This is a genomic window from Lacibacter luteus (assembly GCF_004118265.1).
GTDB classification, from domain to species: Bacteria; Bacteroidota; Bacteroidia; order Chitinophagales; family Chitinophagaceae; genus Lacibacter; species Lacibacter luteus.
Map to the genome: position 1 here is coordinate 46,625 of NZ_SDHW01000010.1, position 22,880 is coordinate 69,504.

The following is a 22,880-nucleotide window of genomic DNA, read 5'->3' on the forward strand; positions in this document are numbered from 1 at the left end:
CGGTCTTGGTTTTGGTCAATCAGGATATCGGGCTTCTTACTATCGTATCAACGTAACATCACCTTTCTTTTTAAAACTTTCGCCTGTAAAATATTCTACATCCAAGGTCCATGCATAAGCATCCATTGGTTGTGGCAAGCCTTTGTATTTACCATCCCAACCAATATTCTGTGTGCGGCTTTCAAACACCATCAACCCTTGTCTGTTATAAACACGCAATGTCATTTTTGTAATGCCAAAACCACGCACCATAAACACATCGTTTACACCATCGCCATTAGGCGTAAAGGCCGAAGGCAGATCATTCACCACATTGATGATCGATTCTACAGGAATACATACGGAATCAACACAACCTGCAGCATTGGTTACAGTTTGGCACACCATATTTATTGCCGGTGATACATATTGATGAACAGGATCCCGTAGTGTTGATGTTGTGCCATCGCCAAAATCGTATAACCATTTCACCACATCTGCAGAAGCTGTACTGGTAAAGCGTGTTGGTGTATTTTCCTGCGATGGGTTGGGATTATATGTAAAGCCAGCTGTTGGTGGCCCTACAGCCAGAAATTCACGTTCTGTAGAATCTACACCGTTACAACTGTTAGGGTTAAAAATATATTGTTTGATGGTGTATGAGCCGGGTGTATTGTAAATAAAGCCGGGAACAGGATTGGTTGATGTTTGACCATCACTACTTACCCATAAATATGTTAATGCGCCAAGCGAAGTGTCAACAACATTAATGGTATCGGGCACGCAAACATTTGATAAACGGAAGCCTGCTTTTATGTTATCTATAACCTGGAAGTTAACAAAGCCCGATGAATCGCCAAGATTACAATAATTGGAATCGATTAACACCAAACGAACATTGTACGATCCAACGCCTGGAAATGTATGTGCAACCGGCGGAGCGAAGCCCGGTATGGTATCATTTTTTGAACCATCGCCCCAAACCCACATAAATGATTTTGGACCAAAAGGTGTTGAAGCTGTTCGTATATCGCTTGTATTGGTAAAGTTGAACGTTAAGCTGTTACAGTTTTGCCGTGCAAAGTTGAAACCCACATCTACCGAATCGGTTGTTACCCGAATACGCATCGTAGCAGAATCTTTTACATTACAGGAGTTGCTGTCGATACCAATCACTTTTACATCAAAGAAGCCGGTGCTTGTGTAAGTATGCGTAAACGGGTTAATTGTTGTAGTATCGTTTCGTGAACCATCACCCCATATCCAGATGTATTGTTTTGCTTTACGGATAGTATCGGTAAACTGTATTGTTGCAGGCAGACAGAAGTTCAATTGTTTAGCGCCAACTGCACGCAACGACACATCAATACCTGCAAGATCGAACCGCATTTTAACCATCCCTAAATTACAGCCGCTTCCACCAGCAGGATTAACGTTACCATAAACACCTGCTGAAATGGGGAAAGGTGATACCAGTGGCGCACCATTGCTTACGTTTTTGCAGTTTGCACAAAGGGCCTGGTAAATAACCCCATTCGCATCAAAACGGCTGGTACCTCCATCTACATGTTCTAATCCACCTCCGCCACCAAGCTGTCCAAAGAAGCTTCCATATAATTGTGATGCTGCATTTTTTTGCAGTACAAAAAAGTAAAAATCACTGCCATCAGTATTTCGTTGAAATGCATCGGGTGTAATTGGTAATCCTGTAGTACCTGCACTTGGGTAACCTGTTCCGCCAAAATTATTTGCACCTCCTCCCCAGCCCGAAACGTATACATTCTCACAATTATCTACCAGGAAAGCTACAGGTGAAATATTCGGACTTAACGCCCCGCTTGTTCCAAACGTAGTGGAATACACAAATGCACTAAGATCGGGACGAAGCTTTGCAATAAACTGGCGAGAATTAGCTACAGAGTAGGCCGCATTCTGTACAGGCCAGTTCCCGGTTGTTGTACCCATTACATAGGGGAAACCCCTGCTGTCGAACTGTACCCCATATACCATATCAATGTTGCCTGTGCCGAGATAAGTTGATCTGTTTAAACTAACAGAATTGCCATTGTCCTGCAAACGTGCAAGATAACCATCGGCCACCCCCCCGTTATAAGTTGTTTGTAATGTACCGCCTGCACCCATTGGAAAGTTGGTACTACCTGTACCGCCACCAACATAGATGTTAGCTGGGTTTAACGGATCGTAACTCAAAACAAAGCCGGCATCGTCGCCGGAACCTCCAAGAACTGTACTCCATGTGACTGACGTTGCATTTGCATTTAATTTCAGCACTACCGCATCCTGGTTACCGCTTAATCCAGATTGAAATCCGTTAGATACAGGAAAAGCGCCAGTGCCGGATGGAGATCTTGTTGAAGATGCCAGTAGAATACTTCCATCGGCTGCAAAAATCACTTCACTACGTCCATCATCGCCATAAAAACGTTGCAGTGAATTTGCACCACCACGGCTTGCAGTAATGTTCACACCATCGTCGCCAGTACCGCCAATGCGTAACGAACCAATAATTGCCGTACCAGTGGCATTGATTTTTGTAACAAAAATATCGTAGGCGCCACCGGAACCAACCAATGTTGCCGGAAAGTTTGCACCGGAATTTGTACGACCGGCGATAACAAGATTACCTGCTGCATCTGCAATTAAGCTATGCGGTTGATCGAGCCCGTTACCACCTAAATATGTTGCATAAATTCTTGTACGACCATCGGGCGAGAGTTTGATAATAGCAATGTCCGGAGGTACGCCGCCGGAACCTCCACCACCAGCGCCTGTGCTTTGTATTGCTCCTGCTGTTACAGGAAAACCGGTTGGCTGAGCGATACCACCACCAAAAAAACTTCCGTCGGCACCGGGCGTTGCTGTAAAGCCCCAGTTATCGGCGGTACTGCGGCTAAATGAAGAAAACACCAACGTTGGGTCGATAACCAATACGGTTGATTTGTTATAGGCACTTACATCAAAACCTACGGTATTGCCGGTAACCTTATACTTATTGTTTACCACTTCACGTTTGCCGTTTACAAACTGATACGAATAAGGTTTTAACTCACGGGCTTCGCCAACTGAAGTTGACACAATGAGTTCGTTGCTTCTGAGGCTGATTTTGTCTGCCCCATCATATCGCATTTGAATAGTGGATACATCTGCACCGGGGTAAACAACAAAATCATATTTCAACTGATCGTCCTGAACATAATAGCGTACATCAATATTAGGATACACGTTTTTATAAGTAACAGCCTGGTAAGTTTTGCAGTTGCTTGCCCATTTTGAAGGATCGTTTCCAATAAAAAAGTTTTCAACTCCCGGCAATGGTTTTTCCATAACAGGTGTTGAATTGAAATTTCCGCCAAGGAATTTTACACGAAATGCGTGTGCCCGCATTTTATCGGGAGCAGCAGTACGAAACTGTTGTTTGGCTGAAGAATCAAATCCATGACCATGATTAAACTCTGCTAAACGTAAATAATCTTCGGGATGATTGATTAAGATGCTGTACCCATCTTTAGTTAAAAAGAAAGCACTGTTACCAACTTCTGTTTTGAAGTGCACCTGCTGATCCCACTGTCCTTTGTTTTCTACAAAATACAATTGTGCAAAGCTGCACATTGGTACAGCCAGTAACAGAAATGGAACAGAAAGGAGTCGGAGTACTTTCATGAGTTTTGATTCTGATCTAATGGACTTTGAATTTAATTATTTAAAACGGAAATACCTCTGCACATATTTCGTTAAGCCACTTTACTCCACTCCGTTTTTCCTTTTTTCAACAACAGGTAAGATTTTAACAGCAAATTTTCTGCCGAAGAAAGGTCAGGATCGTTTTGCAGCAACTCATCGCTAAATATTTTTGCCTGCTCAAGAATTTCTTTGTCTTGGACTATACTTGCAAGCTTAAAGTTTAACGTACCGCTCTGTCTTGTTCCTTCAATATCTCCCGGTCCTCTCAAATCAAGATCTTTTTCTGCAATTAAAAAACCGTCGTTGGTGGCGCACATTATCTTTAACCGTTCCCGGGCATCATTCGTTAATTTATTGCCTGTTAAAAGAATGCAAAAACTTTGTTCACTACCCCGTCCAACCCTTCCACGAAGCTGATGCAGCTGCGAAAGACCAAAACGCTCAGCACTTTCCATCACCATCACACTTGCATTGGGCACATCTACTCCCACTTCAATTACCGTTGTTGCCACCATAATTTGTGTGTCGTTTGTTTTAAAACGCATCATGTTGGTGTCCTTCACATCAGGCTTTTGTTTACCGTGCACCATGCTTATGTAAAACTGTGGCTCAGGAAAAAATGCTTTCACTTCTTCATATCCCTTCATCAGGTTTTCGAAATCCATTTTCGAACTTTCTTCAATCAACGGATAAATAAAATATGCCTGTCTGCCTTTGGCAATTTCTTTTCGCACAAAATCCATAATTGATGGTCTTGCTGTTTCGTTCCTGTGTACGGTTGTAACAGGTTTACGTCCGGGAGGTAATTCATCCATCACACTATAATCCAGATCTCCGTAAGCCGTCATGGCCATGGTACGGGGTATAGGTGTTGCCGTCATTACCAACACATGCGGGGGCAGCTTACCTTTAGTTTGTAATTCGGCACGCTGCGCCACACCAAAGCGATGTTGCTCATCAACAATTGCAAGACCAAGGTTTTGAAACTGCACCGGATCTTCAATAAGCGCATGTGTACCTACGATCAATTGAATGTTGCCCGATTGCAGATCGTCTAATATTTTTTCCCGTTCCTTTTTTTTGGTTGAGCCCGTTAGCAGTTTAACCGTCAGCGGCATTTCACGCAAAAGATTGGATAAACTGTTGAAATGCTGTTGTGCAAGAATTTCTGTTGGTGCCATCAAACAGCTTTGATAACCATTATCGGCTGCAAGTAACATACTCAACAATGCAACAATGGTTTTGCCACTGCCCACATCGCCCTGCAATAAGCGATTCATCTGATGACCACGGGCTGTATCCTGTCTTATTTCTTTCAGTACTCTTTTTTGCGCACCCGTTAATTGAAATGGTAAGTGATGATTGTAAAAATTATTGAACAGATCGCCTACTTTATCAAACACAACCCCTTTCGAAAAACGATGACGATTACTTTTAATCATACCCATTCGCAGCTGTGCAATAAACAACTCTTCAAATTTCAATCTGCGCAAAGCTGCTTCGTATTGTTCCTGATCGGCTGGAAAATGAATGGAAAAATAGGCATGATACCTCGAAGGAAATTTTAGTTTATTAAGTATATGTGCCGGTAAATTTTCAGGCAAATCGTTTGGATGAAGCTGTGGCAACAGCGCTGCAGTTAGCTTGGCAATATTGCGGCCGTTAAGGCCACGCACTTTTAGTTTTTCTGTTGCAGGATAAATTGGTTCAAGTAACGATTTACCATCGGCATTGTAAGCTGTACGAACTTCCAGCTCGGGATGCACAATTTGTGGCTTGCCCATAAAAAAACCAAGCTTGCCAAACACTAAAAATTCTTCGCCGATAGCCAACATTTTTTGTACCCAGCTGATGCCCTGAAACCAGGTAAGTTCCATTGTTCCGCTGCTATCACGAATATGTGCTATTAACCGTTTACCTTTTCGTTCACCAACAACTTCAAAGTCGATTAACCGACCAGCAACCTGCACATATTCCATATGCATCGTAATTTGTCCGATAGGTGTAATTTTTGTTTTATCGAGATGACGATAAGGAAAATGTTCGAGCAGATCATTAAACGTAAAAATGCCTAACTCCTTCTTCAACAAATCTGCACGCAAAGGCCCAACACCTTTAAGGTATTCGATGGGGCTGCTTAATATCGAAGCTGTATTACTGATAGTAGTCTTTAAGCCGTGAAATTATTGAAGAATCGCTTTACAAAATTAGCGCTGTGCTTTTTCCCACAAAACAGATTGGCCTGTTGTAAAATACCGAACAAGTCCGGCCATCATAGCCGCATGCATAAACACAATATAAAATGGTACAGTAAAAAGAAAGAAGGATTGTTTTTGTTTTGACAAAACATAGCCTGCCAACGCAAAAACGTAAAACAGTAGCTGCATTAAAAAAAAGCTATAAAAAAAGATTCCTTCATTTGCAAGCAGAAGCATTGCGTTTGAAAGCAGCAGAATAATTAATGCAGGTCCGCAAAACAACCAACGCAACACCCTGTGCGAAAAAAACTGAAAGCTTAACAACGGATAACGGAAAGGGTTTAATGCCTTTTTTACAAGAAACAACGACTGGATGCCGCCGGCAGCAATACGGAGTTTTCGTTTCCATTCGTCGTGTAACGAAAGCGATGCAACTTCTGTACTAACAGCATCTGCAGCATAAACTACTTTCTTTCCCTGCATGTTTATTGCTAACGATAAAAAGAAGTCGTCGGTTATTGCTTGTACCGGAATAGGAACAAATAATTCTTTTTTAAAAGCAAACAACTCCCCTGCAGCACCAACCACCGTATAAAACTTTGTTTCCTGTTTTTTTAACCACGATTCGTAACGCCAATACAACCCTTCGCCCGAAATGTTGGTACCTTTCGCATCCATTACCTTTTTCTCGCCTGCAACAGCTCCTGTAGCAGCATCATTTAATTTAACCACAAGCGTTTTTATTGTTTGTACAGTAAGCAACGTATTTGCATCAGTAACAACAATAAACTCATGCACTGCTTTTTCTACTGCCTCGTTTACGGCAGCAGATTTTCCTTTCCGTTCGTTGGATTGAAGCACCAGTACAGCAGGAAAAGAAGAAGCAATAGCAACAGTACCATCGGTTGAACCTTGTGCAGCAACAATTAGCTGTATACGTTCGGGTGGATAATCGGACGCAAGTGTATTTTTGATTTTGCTGGCTATTACAGCTTCTTCATTATATGCCGCAATAATTATAGTAACAAACGGCCATTCTGCCTGTACGGTATTTAATTGCATGTTTTTAAATGCAGCAAGAACCGATAACAGTAACGGGTATCCCACATAACTATACAACAGAATAACAACAGCCGTGTAAAACAAAGCAGCCCCCATGCAATAAAAATAGAAAGAATGAAGCGAACCGCTTCATGAAACCCGTGAATAAGACTAAAATACCTTCAAGTGGGTATGATAACCGGTTATTATAATTCCTATTATTGCTTCGAAATAGTTACAACCACCTGTTACAACATGAAGCTGATCTTCTCCATATTCTTAACCATACTCTTGCTTAATGCAGCAGCACAAGTGCCCGAGAAGTATGCTTTAATTGTAGCCATTTCTAATTATGCCCCTTCCACCGGCTGGAATGAGCTTAACTCCGAAAACGATATACCGCTGATTAAGGAGTCCTTAAAACGTCAGGGTTTTAAAGAAACCCATATTCGTATTATACGAGATAAAGAAGCTACTAAACAGGGCATTTTATTGGCCATGCAGCAACAGCTTATTACAAAGGCTAAACCCGGCGACATTTGTGTTTTTCATTTTAGCGGTCACGGTCAGCAGGTAATGGATAATAACGGCGACGAAGCTGATGGATATGATGAAGCTCTTGTAACCTACGATTCGCCAATGGAATACGAGGGTGGCGTAGAAAAGCATTTGCGTGATGATGAGTTTGGTTTTAAACTGGAAGAAATAAGAAAACACTTGGGCAGCAATGGCAACCTGTTGGTTCTTATTGATGCATGCCATAGCGGAACAAGTACAAGATCGGGCTTGGGAACATACCGAGGCACTACTACCAAATATGCACCTAAAGGTTACAAGCCTGTTGCCAATACTAAAATCGTTAATGAAGGGTTGTTTAGTTTGGGTGAAACTAAACCCGGGCTAGCGCCAATGAGTGCTTTTTTTGCTTCGGCAGCATCAGAACTAAACCAAGAATGCGGCGAGGAACATTGCGGCAGTTTGTCACTGGCATTTTCAAAAGCATTGGCCAAAGCAGATACAAAAACAAGTTATCGTGGCTTATTTGATAATATCCGCTTAGAAATGAGCAAAATTGTGCCCGGCCAAACACCTAATGCAGAAGGTGAACTTGACAAAGAAATTTTTGGCGGTGCAGCATTAGGCAAGCCCAATTATTATACAGCGGAAAAAATTATCAGTAAAAAGAAAATAACCATTGGTTGTGGCAAAATATACAGTGTGTTTGCAGGAACTACTCTGTTAGTTTATCCATCAAATACCTATAACAAAGAAACTGCAAAGCCGTTAGCCAAAGCAATTATTACAACAGCAGGCGATTACAGCAGCGAGGCCGAACTGGATACTGAATTAAGCGAAGATGTATTGAAAACGGCATGGGTATTTTTAGACCAGGTAAGTTTTGGCGACTTAACAGTGCCGGTAACCGTAAAGATTAAAGACGCAACACTTGCACAACAGGTAAACCAAATTCTTACAACGAATAAGCAAGTAAAACTTGCCAATGCACAAGGCGATGTGTTTATAGAACAAGGTGCCGATGGTTTTTCTGCCGATTCGTTTTATATCTCTACATCGGGCGATTACCGGTTAGGAGCGTACAGCATTAAAACAGGCAACGAAGCAATTGCAACATTTATTAATGCAAAAGTTGCTGCTTATGGCCGTGCTGCTTATTTACGCAACCTTAATATGAAGAATGAAGAGTTGAATGTTACATTTGAATTTATTCCTGTTGATTATAAAAAAGCAGAAGGAAATAATAACGCAATCATAAAAGATCTGCCTAAGAAAACAATTACAGATGCATCGGGCAACATTGTTTTTCAGCACGATGACCGTTACAATTTACGCATCATTAACAACGGGCAGGAACGGCTGTATTATAACATACTTGAAATACAACCCGACAATCTTGTAAACGTATTATTTCCTGCAAACAACCAGCAGCCGATGGATTGCTTTATAAACCCCGGCGATACTGTTCGGTTAACAAGAATTTTCCGCATTGGTCCACCGAATGGTATGAATGTGATTAAACTGGTTGCAGCAAGATCGCCCCTTAACTTACGACAGGTATTTGTAAGCAATGGACTTTCAAGAGGAGATGTACCAAAGCCCAACAATCCGTTTGAAAAACTTATGCAGGGCATTAATAAAGCAGATGCTGTGCAAACAAGAGGAAGCGACGAAGAAACCATTCAACCCGATGCTGTAAATATTTATTCTGTCCCTTATAAAATCGTTCCTAAAAAACAATAATTCTTTAATCATCATTTAAAACCTCAACAAAAACAAACAGTATGAAAAAGTTAGTATTCTTCATGTTCGCCGTAATTGGTTTAACTATTGCTTTTGGTAACAAAGCAACTGCACAAGCTGCTACTAAAAAGAAAGTAGCTGTAATTGCACAGGAAGTAAAAGAGAAAAAAGATTTACCTGGCCCCGAAGCCGGCCCTCGTGAAAAGAAAACACGTGGTTATTGCTATGCCTATTTCGATAACTACACTGGCCACTATGTAGATATTTGGGTAGAAGGTATTTACCAAGGTCGTCTTTCTCCTTATGCAACTTCTGTACGTATTGATGTTTGGGTACCTGGTAACTGGACAAAATGGTACGCAGAAACTACAGACAAGAGTTTGTACTGGAGCAACAGCAGCTATTGTAACGACAGCCGAGTTTTCACTTTGAATCTGAAAAGATAATCTTACAGCTAAAAAAAGAGAGGGTATAACAAATTTGTTATACCCTTTTTTTATTAGCAAGCAATTATCCTGATTAAATAAAAAGGATAGATCATCATCAAAATCGATCGTTATTCTTAATCCAGCATTTCTGCAAGCAGTACTGGTATTTTTTCAAAATCGGATGTTTTGTCGAGAAAATGTTCGGCTCCCAATTCTAAACATTTTTTGCGGTAACTGTCAAATGCCTGGTTAGTAATCATTATTACTTTGCAATGTTTGTTGCTCTTCCGAATATAGTTAAGCAAATCAATACCGCTTTTACCCGGCAGATTAATATCCAGCATTGCAACCTGCAAATCGGCTGCATCAACAAACGGCAATGCATCTTCATAACTCACAGCTGTGTTGAATTTAACCGTTTGAAAGTCTTCCGAAAGAATTTCTACTATCCGTTCTGTATAGCTAACATTATCATCAACAATCAATACCAAGATATAGCAGTTTAAATTGCTCGAGCAAATTATCCCATTTTTACAAGAATAAGTATCGAGCGTTTAACGGAGAAACTGTAGTAAAAAAACTACAAGATCAGATCAGCTTCTTTTCAAGTGCGTACCTGGTAAGATCGGCATTTGACTTCATACCCATTTTTTCGAGCACACGGGAGCGGTATGTGCTTACAGTAGTAACACTAAGGGCAAACTGGTTGGCAATTTCACTTACAGCCTTACCGCTTGCAAGCATTTTAAATACATCGAACTCCCTGTCGGAAAGTTTTTCGTGGAGTTGATCGGACTGATCTTCTTCAAAAGCCTTTGCCAGTTTTTCAGCAATTGTTGGTGTAATAAATTTTTTACCCAACTCAACAGTGTGAATCGCCTTTATAATATCATCGTGAATGGTTTCTTTACCCAAATAGCCTGCGGCACCTGCTTTAAGTACTCGTAATGCATATTGATCTTCGGGGTACATACTCATGATCAATACCGGTAGTTTTGGCGCCATTTGTTTTATCTGCGATAGTGCATCGAGGCCACTACGGCCTGGCATACTAATGTCGCAAATAACAACATCCCACTCGTGTTGTATAATTTTGTTAATCAGGGTTTCGGCATCACTTGCTTCTCCAATTTCTGCAGAAGGATATTCCTCCAACAATAATAAACGAAGTCCCCGCCTTACAATAGCATGATCATCTGCAATTAAAATTCTTTTCATATCGCTTTTTCTAGGTCTAAACTCGATTACGTTAAAGGCACTCGTACTTCAATTTCTGTTCCACCTCCAGGTTTGCTTTGAATGGTAAATGTACCACCCATTGCAATAGAACGCTCACGCATCCCCAAAAGTCCGAGAGTTTTTTTGCCTGATATCTCATTAATATCAAAGCCGTTGCCATTATCTTGTATATACAAAATAAATTCTTTGTTTTGATTTTTCAAATGTATATCTACTTGATTGGCATTAGCATGCCGGGTTATATTGGTTAGCGACTCCTGCAAAATGCGGAATAACCCGGTTGCATAAGCATCGGGCAACAGTAACGGCTTACCCGATTTTACAAGATTAATTTTGATGCCTGTGCGTTTGCTAAACACATCAATTTGCCATTCTATTGCTGCAACAAGGCCAATATCGTCGAGTAAACTTGGGCGAAGTTCTGTTGCAATACGCCGAACCGCTGCAACTGAGCCGTCCAGGATTTCCAGCATTTCGTTCATTTTTTCTGAAACAGCTGCCATATCTCCTCCGGCCATTTTCTTTTTCATCCATGCCACATCCATTTTTAAAACGGTCATCTGCTGCCCCAGCTCATCATGAATTTCTCTTGCAATGTGCGCCCTTTCTTCTTCTCTGATATTCTGTAAGTAGTTGGTTAACCGCCTGATTTGTTGATACGAATCCTGAACTTCTAATTCAACCTGTTTACGTTCTGTAATATCAACACCCATTCCTACAATACAGGCTGTATTATTTACTTCAATTGCAGCCCCGGTAAAAAAGTAAGGAATTTTTTTGCCGGATTTTGTTACAAAAGCAGCTTCGGCATCTGCTGTTTTGTTTGAAAGCACATCTTTCACTCTCTTTTTCATATACACTAAATCATCGCCCTCAAAAAAATCGAGAGCTGTCATTTTTTTAATTTCTGCACTGCTGTAGCCCGAAACCTGTTCAAACTGTTTATTCCAGCGAATGAATCTTCCCTCGTAATCAAAAAAGTAAAAAATGCCCGGCAAACTATTTATAATAGAGTCAAGCAGATCTTTTTCTTTCTGTAATTGCTGTTGCGCCTGCAAACGATCTGTAAGATCACGAATAATGGCAAGGTTTGTTCCGTCGTGTAACCGCTTACCTCGTATTTCTGTTTCAATAAAATTTCCTGTTCTGTGTTTTAACCTTCTTTGCCGAACAACTGATTCTCCTTTTTCCAGCAGATCAAACCGAAGGGGTGAAACTTGTATTTGATCAGGATCAAGTATATCGGTAAGATTAAATGCTGTGAATGCATCTTTAGGATAACCAAGCAGAATGGAAACACTTTCGTTTACATCCAATATGGTTCCGTCGGCTTCAAAAATAATAATGCCATCACCTGCCTGCTCTATAAGATTGCGGTATTTCTCTTCACTTTTATGTAACTCTTCCTGTGCTTTTCTCCTTTCTGTAATATCCCGTACAATAGTATTAGCCTGGGTTTCGCCTGAAGCTGTTCGAAATTTTACCGACGTTATTTCAGCTAAAAAAGTAGTTCCGTCTTTTCTAAAATGTCGTAACTCTCCTTGTGCTTTGCCGTTTATGTTACGTTCGGTCTTAAACAGTTCCCAGTTGGGATCTGTTTCATCCAGAATGCCTCGTCTTCCAATTTCACAAATCTCATCTTCCGTCATTCCAAAAATGTTGCAGGCAGCTTTATTTGCGCCGAAAATCTGTCCTTCAGCGTTCGTAATTAAAATACCATCCATACTGTTTTCAAAGAACATCCGATACTTTTCTTCACTCTCATTTAATTCGAGTAAAGCTTTTTTACGAATGGTTATATCCCGCATGTAAACCGATAACCCGGATACAGATGGATAAATATGTAACTCGAACCATTTATTAAAATTTGGCAGTAATGTTTCGAGATAGATGTATTCACGCATTTCAAATGCTTCCCTTAAGGCAGTTTCCAGCTCATCGTTATTATTTTGAAACAAACTGAAAACAGGAGTGCGCAATATCCTTTCTCCATCGGTACCAAACAGCTGTTCTGCTTTTTTGTTTGCGTATACAACATTTCCGTTGTTATCTATACCAAGAAATGCTTCTGAAATACGTTCAAACACATCCCGTAATTCCTGTGTTTTTTCCTTTACCTGTTCTTCAAGCTGCTGATTAAACTCCCGTAGTTGCTTTTCAAGCATTTTAGTTTGCGATATATCTCTATGAACAGCAACATAACCTGTTACTTCGTTATTTGCATTTCGCAATACCGTAACAGATGCCTGTACATGAATGATGTGCTGATGTTTTCCGTAAAAATCATACTCGGCTGTATAAAATCCCCGTTTAAGTAACTCCGCAAAAAGTTGTTGTGTTGTTTCGGCAGATAATGTTGATTTTAAGAAGTAACCAAGCGGCTTATTCAATACCTCCTCTTTTGTATAGCCGTAAATTTCTTCGGCACCTTTATTCCAGCTTTTGATGTTTAAAGCAGTATCTGTTGAAAGAATAGCATCGCTTGTTTGTTCAACTAAATTTGCAAGGTGTTTATTTTCGGCCGTTGCTTCTGCCTGTTTTTCCTCTCTTGCATTTAACAGATAGGTGTTAAGCCATATTAGAGACAGGAAAACCAAAATCATACTCGTAACAAACAAGGCCGAGCCGAATTCAAGATTATATAAACCAAGGTGTTGTCCTTTAATTCGAAATATGCCAATAACAACAGGCAGCAAAAAAGCAGGAATAAACAAGCGTCGTGCAAGGTAACTTCCGGAATAAATACTTGTAAATTGCCGCATAATACCTACCGCAGAAGTTTTGAATAAAAACGACAATGAAAACAAAAAGAAACAGACTGCAGAAACTGCCGACATAGGAATATAGTTCTGCACTTCATAAAACTCTACAGCACCAAATACGTAACCTAACAAACAAAAAACAGCAATCAGCATACATAAAAAAATTGCTATTTGTGCGCCAACTTCTGCAGTTCGGTTATTAAGGGTGATTAACAGAAGAGCAACTGACGACAACATAAAAGACAATGCTGTATTGGGTGCCATGTTGTTTACAAAGCCGCCAAAGTTTTCGTTAACAACCTTTTTATTAAACAATAACAAATCGAGTGTAAACGGAATTTCATAAATAAACGATGACAACTTCCAAGTTGTAATTAATAAAATTGCTGTTACAATAAAATTGGCGACAATATTTACAACCCGCTTCTCTTTGTATTTCTGTTTTGCAAAAATCATTGTAATGAGTACCAAAAAAAAGATGGCTGTAAGCGGGTTCATAGCTACAGACCCCGGAACTAAATACTTGAGCCAATTAACAGAAAGTGCCCATCCGGTTAACGTAAGCAGCACTGTAATAAGGATAATCAACAAAAGCACATCTGCAACTTTTGTTAGTTTTTTCTGGAGTTGAATATCGGGCAAGAGCACCTGCATGAATTATTTCTGTGGGGGTAGATTTCGGGGATTTATTTTTTATATCTGCAGTGTTTCGAAAGGCTCACCTTTCAACATAGGTAATTGTACTTCAATTTGCACACCACCTCCGGAATGTTTATTTATTTCAAAACTTCCTCCCATCATTTCGGCACGTTCTTTCATTCCTAACAAACCAAGTGTTTTCCGTTTTCCCACAACGCCAATATCAAAACCTTTCCCGTTATCGGAAATACGCATGGTAATTATATTGTCGTGTTCTTCCAGTTCAACTGTAGCTTCTGTAGCTTCGGAATGCCTGGCAATATTTGTCATGCTCTCTTGGTATATTCTAAAAAGACTGGTTGCATATTCTACAGGAAGCTCAGCCTGTATTTCTGAAGTAAGGAACCGGGTTTGTATACTAGTTCGTTTTCCAAATTCTCCAAGATGCCATTCTATTGCAGCAATCAATCCAAGATCATCAAGTAAACCCGGTCTAAGATCGGCAGCAATGCGGCGAACTGAATGCACAGTATTGTTTAACACTTCCAATACACCATCTGCCTTTTCTGTAATTGCAGGTACGTTCATGGCTTTAATTTTCTTTGTTAGCCATGAAATATCCATCTTAAGTACAGTTAGCAATTGTCCGAGTTCGTCGTGTATATTTCTTGCGATGTGCTTTCTTTCTTCTTCTCTTGCCTGCTGAAGATGTGAAGTAAGTTTACGTATTGCCCGGTATGAATTATTAAGTTCGTTCTCTGCCTTTTTCCGTTCGGTAATATCTCTTATAAAAGCAAGAAAACGACCATCTGATAAAAACTTGGCATTTATTTCAATATCTACGTAAGCACCATCTTTTCTGCGCATTCTGCGTTCGCTGCTTGCACCACGTTCCGATTTCATTTCTTCAAATGCAAAAGGCTTTGTTTTTAGTTCCTCCTGGTCGGAAAGATGATAGATGGTCATTTGCATCAATTCTTCTTCGCTGTATTTCGAAAGTTTTACAGCAGCAGGATTAACCACAACAAATTTGCCGTTTTGATCTGCAATAAAAATAGCATCAGTAGCTTGCTCAACAAGTGTGCGGTATTTTTCTTCACTCTTCATCAAAGCATCAATAGCCTTCTTTCTATCAGTAATATCCATCATGCTCCCTGTCATACGCACAGGTATACCATTTTCGTTGCGAACTATATATGTACGATCGTAAATAACTACAACCTCGCCATTATATTTCACTAACCTGTATTCACTTATCCAAACATTTTCTTTAGAGTTTAGTGCATCCTTAAAACTTTGTAATACAGTGCTCCTGTCATCTTCATGAATACTTGCTTCCCATTGTTCCAGTAAGGGCGCATCATCTTGCAACGTAAGACCATACAATTGCTGATGCGTTTCGTTGCTCCATGTATATCCTGTAATAAAATCTGTTTCCCAAAGCGCTTCGTTGGTGGTACGTGCCAATAGTTGAAACCGCTCGTTCGATTGAACAATTTTTTCTTCTGCAGATTTTCGTTCGGTAATATCCATCATACTCCCCGTCATTAAAACCGGGTTTCCCTTCTCGTCTCTTTCAATATAGCACCGATCGAAAATGTATTTATAACCATCTGTTGCCCGAAACCTGTATTCGGAAATAAACACATTGGTATCGGACGCCAATGCATGGTCTTGCATATCGAGCAGGCGTTGCCTGTCGTCAGGATGAATTCTTTCAACCCACTCTTCTTTTAACGGAACAGGATCTGCGATTGTTAATCCATACAACTGCTGATGACTTTCATTTGCCCAAAGACTATTGTCTTTAAGATCCCACTCCCACACCCCATCGTTGGTGGTGCTGCTTATACGAATAAAACGCTCGTAAAATTTTTGCAGCTCCTGTTTAACCAACAGATGCTCATCAGTATTACCGTTGCTTATGGAAGATTGTTTCGTTTTTACTAATGCTGTTCGTATGCTCTTTTCAACTTTTGCTGAGGTTAATGTATCAATAAGCAAACAATCGTCGAAAGGATTGTGCATAAACTGAACAGCCTCTTCAAAATCGCCCAGGTTACAAAGTAAAATTTTTCCGGTGCTGAGAGAGCGACTGCTCATGTAATTGCTGAAGTCGGGAAAATGATTCTTAATAAACCCCAATTCAAGAATAAACAGCTGATGGTTTGCTGCGTTTGCTTTTAGTAAAAACTCTTCTTTCGTTTTTACACACTCAACCTGATATATAAATTGCGTATTATCTGTTAACAGAGAAAGGAAACTGTCAACGCTTTTAACGGAAACACCTGCTAGTATGTTTACCTTTATTTGCATATTAGTTCACTACAGTTATTGCAGTTTGTAAAAGTGTTTTGCGTTTAGCAGCCATAAAGTTCAACAAGATCTAATATTAAGTTACTCAATATAAGGCATATTTACAGAAACGATTTTCACTAATTTCCCCAATTAAGACTTTACCTAACGGACAACAGAACACGTAGTTAAGATACTACACAGCAGCGTCCGGAAATTCTACAATTTCTTTCTTTGTATTACGATTTTCCCACATAGATAAACGTTTGATATTTGCATCATCAAACAGGATAATAATTGGAAAACCATATACAGCCATTCTAATAAGAATATTACCCGAGGCTGAAAATCACAAACCCTATGTTTAAGGTAAAAAGTTTGCCCAAATTCCACAATTGTAAAATCCGTATCCTATTTGTTTTAAGAGTTCCCTTGTAGTATTTTCTTCCGTATACATTAATGTTAGAACTGTTTTTTTGAGTGCCTGCATTTTTTTTCTTGCCATATAAAAGCAAAAAAACATTTTCCGGACTATTAATTACAGGTGTAAAAACGGTAGTTTATATCATTGTCACCAAACATTTTTTTCTTGCCGATACCGCTTTAAGAAGGATTGGCTTATCCAGAAATATTATTCTTGCGGTAAGGTTTATTTACCAATACAGAAAATGCCGAGCCCTGTCCAGCCTGCATTTCAGGCGAATGGGCAACAAATTTGCAACATCAGATGAAAAATAAAGGAAAAAACCTGCTAAAAAGAGCAGTTTAGGTTCGCTTTCTTACTCGTTTGAGTAGTTAATCTTTTAAACATCCCTACTTGCTGGCTCAAATACAAATGCGAACTTACTTATTCGAAAAAAAGTAAAATGGAAAAAGAAACAATTACCAGGCAAGAACTATACAATTTGGTTTGGTCGTTTCCTATGACCACCTTATCAAAAAAATATGCAATCTCCGATGTGGGACTACGAAAAATCTGTATTCGCATGAATATACCCATGCCGCAAGCAGGACATTGGCAAAAGCTCCAGTTTGGAAAAAGAATCAAACAAACAAAGCTTGATACCAATTACAAAGGGGATCAAGAAGTGAGGTTGGAATTAAGAAATAATGAAACAAAAGAAAGCTCGTACAAACCATCGCTTGAAAAAAAGGTACAGGAATCAATTGAGCAGGGTTTAAAGTCCCTACTATTAGTTCCAGAAAAGTTAAGCAGTCCACATAAACTTATAGCGGCTGCAAGAGAAAGTTTGAATAACCGTGATCGCTGGGAACACAATGGATTGATAAACCCGGAAAATGGAATTTTAGATATTAAAGTTTCAAGGAGAAATATTGCCAGGGCTTTGCGATTTATGGATACATTAATAAAAGCACTTGGCACACGTGGCCACTCGGTTGAAATAAGAAATAATAAAACCTATATTATAATTGACGAACAGAAGATTGAGGTAAAGTTCAGAGAAAAGCTCAGAAAAGAAATTATTAAAGGAGATCGCTGGGACACAACCAACTATTTACCAACGGGGCTTTTAGCATTTCAAATTGATGGGTTTACTGTAAAAGAATGGAAAGACGGCGACATTAAAATTGAAGAGCACTTATCTAAAATTATCGCCCGACTTGAAACAATTGCTGCGCAAATGAAGACTAGAGAATTGGAGTGGAAAAAAGAAAGAGAAATTAGCGCAGAAAGAGAGCGAGTTAAAAAAGAGTACGAACAAAAAAAAGAAAAAGACTTATCTGATTTTAAAGCAACACTTTTAAAAGCTGCACGATGGCATAAAGCAACCAATCTCAGAAATTATATTGATGCTGTTGAAGCTAAAGCGAAAGCAAATAATACTTGGAACGAAGATTCAGAACAATGGATCGCATGGGCAAGCTCAAAAGCAGATTGGTATGACCCCTTCATAGAAACAGATGATGAACTATTGGCAGATATTGACAGAGAAACACTTGAACCAATTAAACGTGTGTTCACTTTTCCCTGGCAATTATAAACAGCTTCCAATTAAAAAAGCCACTCTAATAGTGGCTTAATGCGGTGGAGCCCGGTCTCGAACCAGGTCCCGATAGAATTTGCTCTATAAATCTGCATCAATGATAGTTGGTTGTCTAACTCCACCTCCGAGGACAACGGGCCCCACCACTGCAATGAAATTGTTTGCTAAACAAGTTAAGATTGCTCCTACTAACATGTGTACACAAATAGTTTTTATCATTTCCATAAAGTTTATTTTTTTATAGTGAATAAATAAGTGACTAAACGCAACGACCATGACCTCATTTAAATGCAGACTTGTAAAGAACTCTATCAGACTTTCCAGAAGTTTCGCAAACTTATCAGACTGACAATAGGCTTAAAATTATGCCTTTTGCGTTAAATACTATTACATTGGCGCTTTAATAGCTTTGCGTCCACAAATCATAAAGTACTATATCCTTCAACTCAAAATCATCATGATAATCAAATGGGGGAATATTGATAATTATTGAATATTTTTTTGCAAACTCAATAAACTCATCATTTAGAATAAAATTCGGATTTTTTAAAAACTGTTCATAGCCTGTTTCCTCAATTTGTACCACTATATGATTGTCTGATGACTTAAGAACTTTTGAACCCACTCGTCGTTTTAAGGTAAAACATTCGGGATATTTCATCACGACTTTGATGTCGAATTTCGCATATCGTGCAAATAACCAATAATCAATTTCATCCATCCATTTCTCGAAAAATTCAACTGTCCAATAAATCTGTGGATTAGCCGAAATGCATTTAATATTTCCCGCCTCCAAACCAGTATTATAATTTGAAATTGAGTTGTCAGAACACTTCCAAATCCACCTATCGCTATATTTCTCTAAAAAAGAGGAACTCCAAGGTAGAGAGAAATTTGCGCTTAATTCTGTCCAGTCCCATTTATCTAAAAACTGATCGATCAATGATTCACTCCAATCTAAATTCTGCTTGACGCTCAAAATTTTAAAATCTATATTTTCTGAAACCGCACTAATTAAGGATTTATCCCAATAAATATCATTGCGGTTTAGTAAATATTTCCATGCATTGTATTCAAATATCTTTAATCGGGATTGAAATTTGATAATTCGCTCTTCTGACCATATATTATTATTATCGGAAAAAACTGGCTTTAAATTTAAGTACCTGCTATTATTCCAATAAGTACCGAAAAAGAGATCAAATTGATCATTTGAGATACGAAACTTGTTTTCAAAAATACTGTCCGTTAATGGGACTGCAGAAAAAAGCTTTTCGAACTCCTTTACCAATTTTTGAAAAGGAAGTTTATGATTGCTTACTTCGAAAGCATTTATTTCAACTATAAAAAAGTCCGTTCCCATTTTTTTGAAATACTTACTTATGAAAAGTACAAAACATTATGAAATCTGTTTATACCTCTTTGAACGCATATCAAATGCCTGTTCGCTTCCCTCCATTACATCGCATATTTCCTTTTTAATATTTGCTTGTTCAACAGATCCGCTATACAATACTTCTAATGTTTTGGAATCAGAATTCATAGATACAACATACTCAGCATCGCCATTAACTGGAATGTTTGCATTGTGAGTTACGACAATTATCTGCCGGGTTTCCTTTGCCTGTCTTAATCTATCCACAATTAATTCGTATACAAGGCGATTATCCAAATCATCTTCTGGCTGGTCAAGAATTAATGGAAGCTCTCCTTGAGAAAGAATGAATGTTAAAACTGCTGTAGTTTTTTGTCCGGCAGATGCAGTTGAGAGGGGTTTAAAAGATGTAGCTCCTGAAGGCTTATACTTGATTTCAACTTCATCTTCGGGAAGCAGTAATTCTAATTCATCCATTTGTGCATCTGTCATTCCACGTACAAGATTTTCAAAATGCCCTGAAACCTCAGAAACTTTTTCCATCCTTCTAATTTTTCTAAAAATCTCTCTTACTTCATTTATCTTTTGTTCAGTATTCCCATTAAAACATTTATCGGCTAAAAAATCAACATCATCTTCGAACCTATCAGGTCTTTGAATTATAGATCGGAGTTTCTGAATAAAGTCTGCTTTATTTCGAAGAAAGTTTATTGAGACTTTAATTTTATCAGTTGGCAACAAATTATCAATATACGTTCTCCTCGCTTGGTTAATTTGTTTTGCCTTTTCCAAATAATCAGCTTGTAGCTGATCCCTTTTCCCGATTTCGGAAGCCAACCCTAATTCGATTTCGATAACCTTCTCTAATTCCTTTTCTTTTTGTGTCTTTGCGCTTGAAATAATTTCGAAATTTGAAATTTCCTTTATCCCTTGCGATTCCAATTCTTCTCTTTTTTGATCAAAAGTGGCTTGGTTTTGATCAAAATCACTTTTCCAAACTGTTGCCGACAATTGTGTCTCAAACTCCATTCTTAGCTCTTCAGCCTTTTGTTTGATTTCTTCCAATTGTTTCTTTAATTCGGTATAACCTTCAATTAGCTTTTTCGAAGACTGCTTTAACTCTGTTGAGTGTCTTTCTTCAAAAATTTCATAACTCAAATCAGGCAATTCTAATGAACTTTCAAGCAATGAAAGTTCGCCTTCCTTCCTTTGCGCCTCCGTCACAAAAGAATCAATAATCTCCTTTTGTAAGGAGAACTTTTCTTTCGAAACTAAGAGAGAAGAAATTCCACTTTGTTGAAACAGTTTTACTCTTTCATTAAGATCAGCTATTTCTGTTTGTATCCGCCCTTTCCCTGATATCTGTTGTTGAATTGTTCGAATTGATGCCGCTTTTTCAAAAAACTCCTTCTTGATTACCTCTCTCTCATTTTTTAAGCTATCCATCGCTATAATCGACCTGTCAATTCTCTCTCGCAATGAGTTTGGTTCCTGAGCAATTTCGTAAATCTGCTTCTGGGAATATTGCTCGTACTGAAAAAAATCAAGAAATCCTTCCGATTGCACCAACTCCCATTGATTAGTTTGCGTATCTAATTTGTGAATAGACACTGTTTGGTTTTGAGAATTTGTTATTCTTGTTGCCCTAATTTTATACAGGACAGTATTTCTAACAAACTCAACCTCAATTTCGCTATTCGAGTTTAAAACACCTTTTTTCGTTCTTTGATCAGTATGCTTGTAAAATTCATTGTGGTCATTTAAAATATCGCTCAAGGTACTCAAGTCTGCAACCCTATTAAATAGACCTCTTATGAATCTTATAATACTTGACTTCCCACTTCCTCGTCCACCAATAATAGTTGTCAATTGGGGACTAAAATTGATTTCTAATGGAGAGATATTCCCAGTTATTGTTGTGTCCCTTATTGATATTGATTTGATCCAGAGGTCTGGAAATGTGTGAGGATTACTTTTAGTGTCAAAATCATTTTTTACTCTAAACTCTGGTAATAAAAATGCCTGTCTAAGTCCCTCAAGTGTTGGGTTCTCATCCATTTTAATCCAGGTAAATCTTTTCCCTATTCCATCAAGGCCATGTTTAGAATTTTTGGGTTCATGGGGATTATCTGAAAAAGTTGTAATAGCAACCTTTTTACTAAGGGCAACTTTTACGGGTCTATACCATTCACCCATTTTAGTGTAATCTATTACGGGTGATGGATTATCATAGTACTCATTTAAGTAAGTTCGTAGGTCTTCATTATTGTTGGTTTGCAAAGCCGGATTTAGGAAAGCCTTGTGAACTACTTGAACTGCATTTATATAAGGGTAATCAAAAAAAGCATTTAAATTATCATTACTGATAGAACCTAAGCCATTAAATTCGTCAATATGTGCAGGAATTACTATTCCTCCGCTGTTATGTGCGATGGCAGAAACCTCAAAAATAGTCTTAGTCGTGCTTGCCAACTGATCAGAAAACATACTTCTGTCTATACCACAACGAATTAAAAAATCATTTACATCATCAGTTGTTTTTTCAAGATCAAACAAAATCAATAAATGGACCTTTGATGTATCACACGTAATTTCAACGCCTGGAAAAACTACTAAACCTGTTCCTTGTGCAGCGACTTTTATCAAATCAATTTGAGCACCTGTATTATGATCTGTAATAGCTACACAATTTAATCCTTGATCGATAGCTCTCTGTACCCATTGCTCAGGTGTTACACTTTGATCTTGAAAACATTTACTTGCAGGTGTATGCAAGTGCAAATCGCATTTAAACCAACGAGTACCTTTGTAAGGTATAGGATTGCTCATAGTGGAAAATCCACTCAAATTGACCCCCTGCTACCGGCTTAATGTGACCCCCATTCGCCAGACCAATGTGACCCCCTGCGGCCATTTCAAACTGACCCCCTGAAGTTGATAAAAAGATTAGTTGTTTT

General features: G+C 38.8%; 12 protein-coding genes. 3 read left to right on the top strand and 9 right to left on the bottom strand.

Going from position 1 to position 22,880, the window contains the following annotated elements; translation table 11 throughout:
* Window positions 1–39: 39 nt before the first annotated feature.
* The 3 genes from ESA94_RS20995 to ESA94_RS21005 all read right to left on the bottom strand — a co-directional run bounded on the left by ESA94_RS20995 (window position 40) and on the right by ESA94_RS21005 (window position 6,941).
* The gene (locus ESA94_RS20995) at window positions 40–3,660 is read right to left on the bottom strand and encodes a DUF7948 domain-containing protein (RefSeq protein WP_129132928.1); all 3,621 of its coding nucleotides are present in this window, start codon (window positions 3,658–3,660) and stop codon (window positions 40–42) included.
* Between the two features lie 71 nt (window positions 3,661–3,731).
* Complete coding sequence (recG, locus tag ESA94_RS21000) at window positions 3,732–5,843, bottom strand: ATP-dependent DNA helicase RecG (protein ID WP_129132929.1); 2,112 nt, start codon at window positions 5,841–5,843, stop codon at window positions 3,732–3,734.
* A 45-nt stretch (window positions 5,844–5,888) separates the two neighbouring features.
* A complete protein-coding gene (locus tag ESA94_RS21005) occupies window positions 5,889–6,941 on the bottom strand; it encodes a glycosyltransferase family 2 protein (protein WP_164972821.1) in 1,053 nt (350 codons plus the stop codon).
* A 234-nt stretch (window positions 6,942–7,175) separates the two neighbouring features.
* Between ESA94_RS21005 and ESA94_RS21010 the strand changes: the two genes are divergently transcribed.
* The gene (locus tag ESA94_RS21010) at window positions 7,176–9,179 is read left to right on the top strand and encodes a caspase family protein (protein WP_164972822.1); all 2,004 of its coding nucleotides are present in this window, start codon (window positions 7,176–7,178) and stop codon (window positions 9,177–9,179) included.
* A gap of 41 nt (window positions 9,180–9,220) precedes the next feature.
* Complete coding sequence (locus ESA94_RS21015; RefSeq protein ID WP_129132932.1) at window positions 9,221–9,625, top strand: hypothetical protein; 405 nt, start codon at window positions 9,221–9,223, stop codon at window positions 9,623–9,625.
* Window positions 9,626–9,741: 116 nt separating this feature from the next.
* Here the strand turns inward: ESA94_RS21015 and ESA94_RS21020 are convergent, their stop codons facing one another.
* From ESA94_RS21020 to ESA94_RS21035, 4 genes are all read right to left on the bottom strand, one after another.
* Window positions 9,742–10,098 carry a response regulator gene (locus ESA94_RS21020; RefSeq protein ID WP_164972823.1) on the bottom strand — a complete coding sequence of 119 codons (357 nt, stop codon included), beginning with the start codon at window positions 10,096–10,098 and terminating at the stop codon, window positions 9,742–9,744.
* 97 nt (window positions 10,099–10,195) lie between these two features.
* Window positions 10,196–10,825, bottom strand: coding sequence for a response regulator (locus ESA94_RS21025; RefSeq protein WP_129132934.1), 630 nt, complete (start codon window positions 10,823–10,825; stop codon window positions 10,196–10,198).
* A gap of 26 nt (window positions 10,826–10,851) precedes the next feature.
* The gene (locus ESA94_RS21030) at window positions 10,852–14,262 is read right to left on the bottom strand and encodes a PAS domain-containing sensor histidine kinase (RefSeq protein WP_129132935.1); all 3,411 of its coding nucleotides are present in this window, start codon (window positions 14,260–14,262) and stop codon (window positions 10,852–10,854) included.
* 39 nt (window positions 14,263–14,301) lie between these two features.
* Complete coding sequence (locus tag ESA94_RS21035; protein WP_129132936.1) at window positions 14,302–16,563, bottom strand: PAS domain-containing sensor histidine kinase; 2,262 nt, start codon at window positions 16,561–16,563, stop codon at window positions 14,302–14,304.
* A gap of 845 nt (window positions 16,564–17,408) precedes the next feature.
* On the opposite strand from ESA94_RS21035, the gene ESA94_RS21040 reads away from it, so the two are divergent.
* Window positions 17,409–18,545, top strand: a complete 1,137-nt coding sequence (locus ESA94_RS21040) for a hypothetical protein (protein WP_129132937.1) — start codon at window positions 17,409–17,411, stop codon at window positions 18,543–18,545.
* A gap of 403 nt (window positions 18,546–18,948) precedes the next feature.
* On the opposite strand, the gene ESA94_RS21045 is transcribed toward ESA94_RS21040, so the two are convergent.
* Entirely contained in the window at window positions 18,949–19,911 is a 963-nt protein-coding gene (locus ESA94_RS21045) for a hypothetical protein (RefSeq protein WP_129132938.1), read from the bottom strand.
* A gap of 36 nt (window positions 19,912–19,947) precedes the next feature.
* A complete protein-coding gene (locus ESA94_RS21050) occupies window positions 19,948–22,752 on the bottom strand; it encodes a TrlF family AAA-like ATPase (protein WP_129132939.1) in 2,805 nt (934 codons plus the stop codon).
* Between the last annotated feature and the right edge of the window lie 128 nt (window positions 22,753–22,880).

What these genes read in the sequence shown, in the direction of transcription:
- ESA94_RS20995 (WP_129132928.1), bottom strand. Translation starts at nt 3,660, where the DNA reads ATGAAAGTACTCCGACTCCTTTCTGTTCCATTTCTGTTACTGGCTGTA.
- ESA94_RS21005 (WP_164972821.1), bottom strand. Translation starts at nt 6,941, where the DNA reads ATGCAATTAAATACCGTACAGGCAGAATGGCCGTTTGTTACTATAATT.
- ESA94_RS21010 (WP_164972822.1), top strand. Translation starts at nt 7,176, where the DNA reads ATGAAGCTGATCTTCTCCATATTCTTAACCATACTCTTGCTTAATGCA.
- ESA94_RS21015 (WP_129132932.1), top strand. Translation starts at nt 9,221, where the DNA reads ATGAAAAAGTTAGTATTCTTCATGTTCGCCGTAATTGGTTTAACTATT.
- ESA94_RS21025 (WP_129132934.1), bottom strand. Translation starts at nt 10,825, where the DNA reads ATGAAAAGAATTTTAATTGCAGATGATCATGCTATTGTAAGGCGGGGA.
- ESA94_RS21030 (WP_129132935.1), bottom strand. Translation starts at nt 14,262, where the DNA reads ATGCAGGTGCTCTTGCCCGATATTCAACTCCAGAAAAAACTAACAAAA.
- ESA94_RS21035 (WP_129132936.1), bottom strand. Translation starts at nt 16,563, where the DNA reads ATGCAAATAAAGGTAAACATACTAGCAGGTGTTTCCGTTAAAAGCGTT.
- ESA94_RS21040 (WP_129132937.1), top strand. Translation starts at nt 17,409, where the DNA reads ATGGAAAAAGAAACAATTACCAGGCAAGAACTATACAATTTGGTTTGG.
- ESA94_RS21045 (WP_129132938.1), bottom strand. Translation starts at nt 19,911, where the DNA reads ATGGGAACGGACTTTTTTATAGTTGAAATAAATGCTTTCGAAGTAAGC.
- ESA94_RS21050 (WP_129132939.1), bottom strand. Translation starts at nt 22,752, where the DNA reads ATGAGCAATCCTATACCTTACAAAGGTACTCGTTGGTTTAAATGCGAT.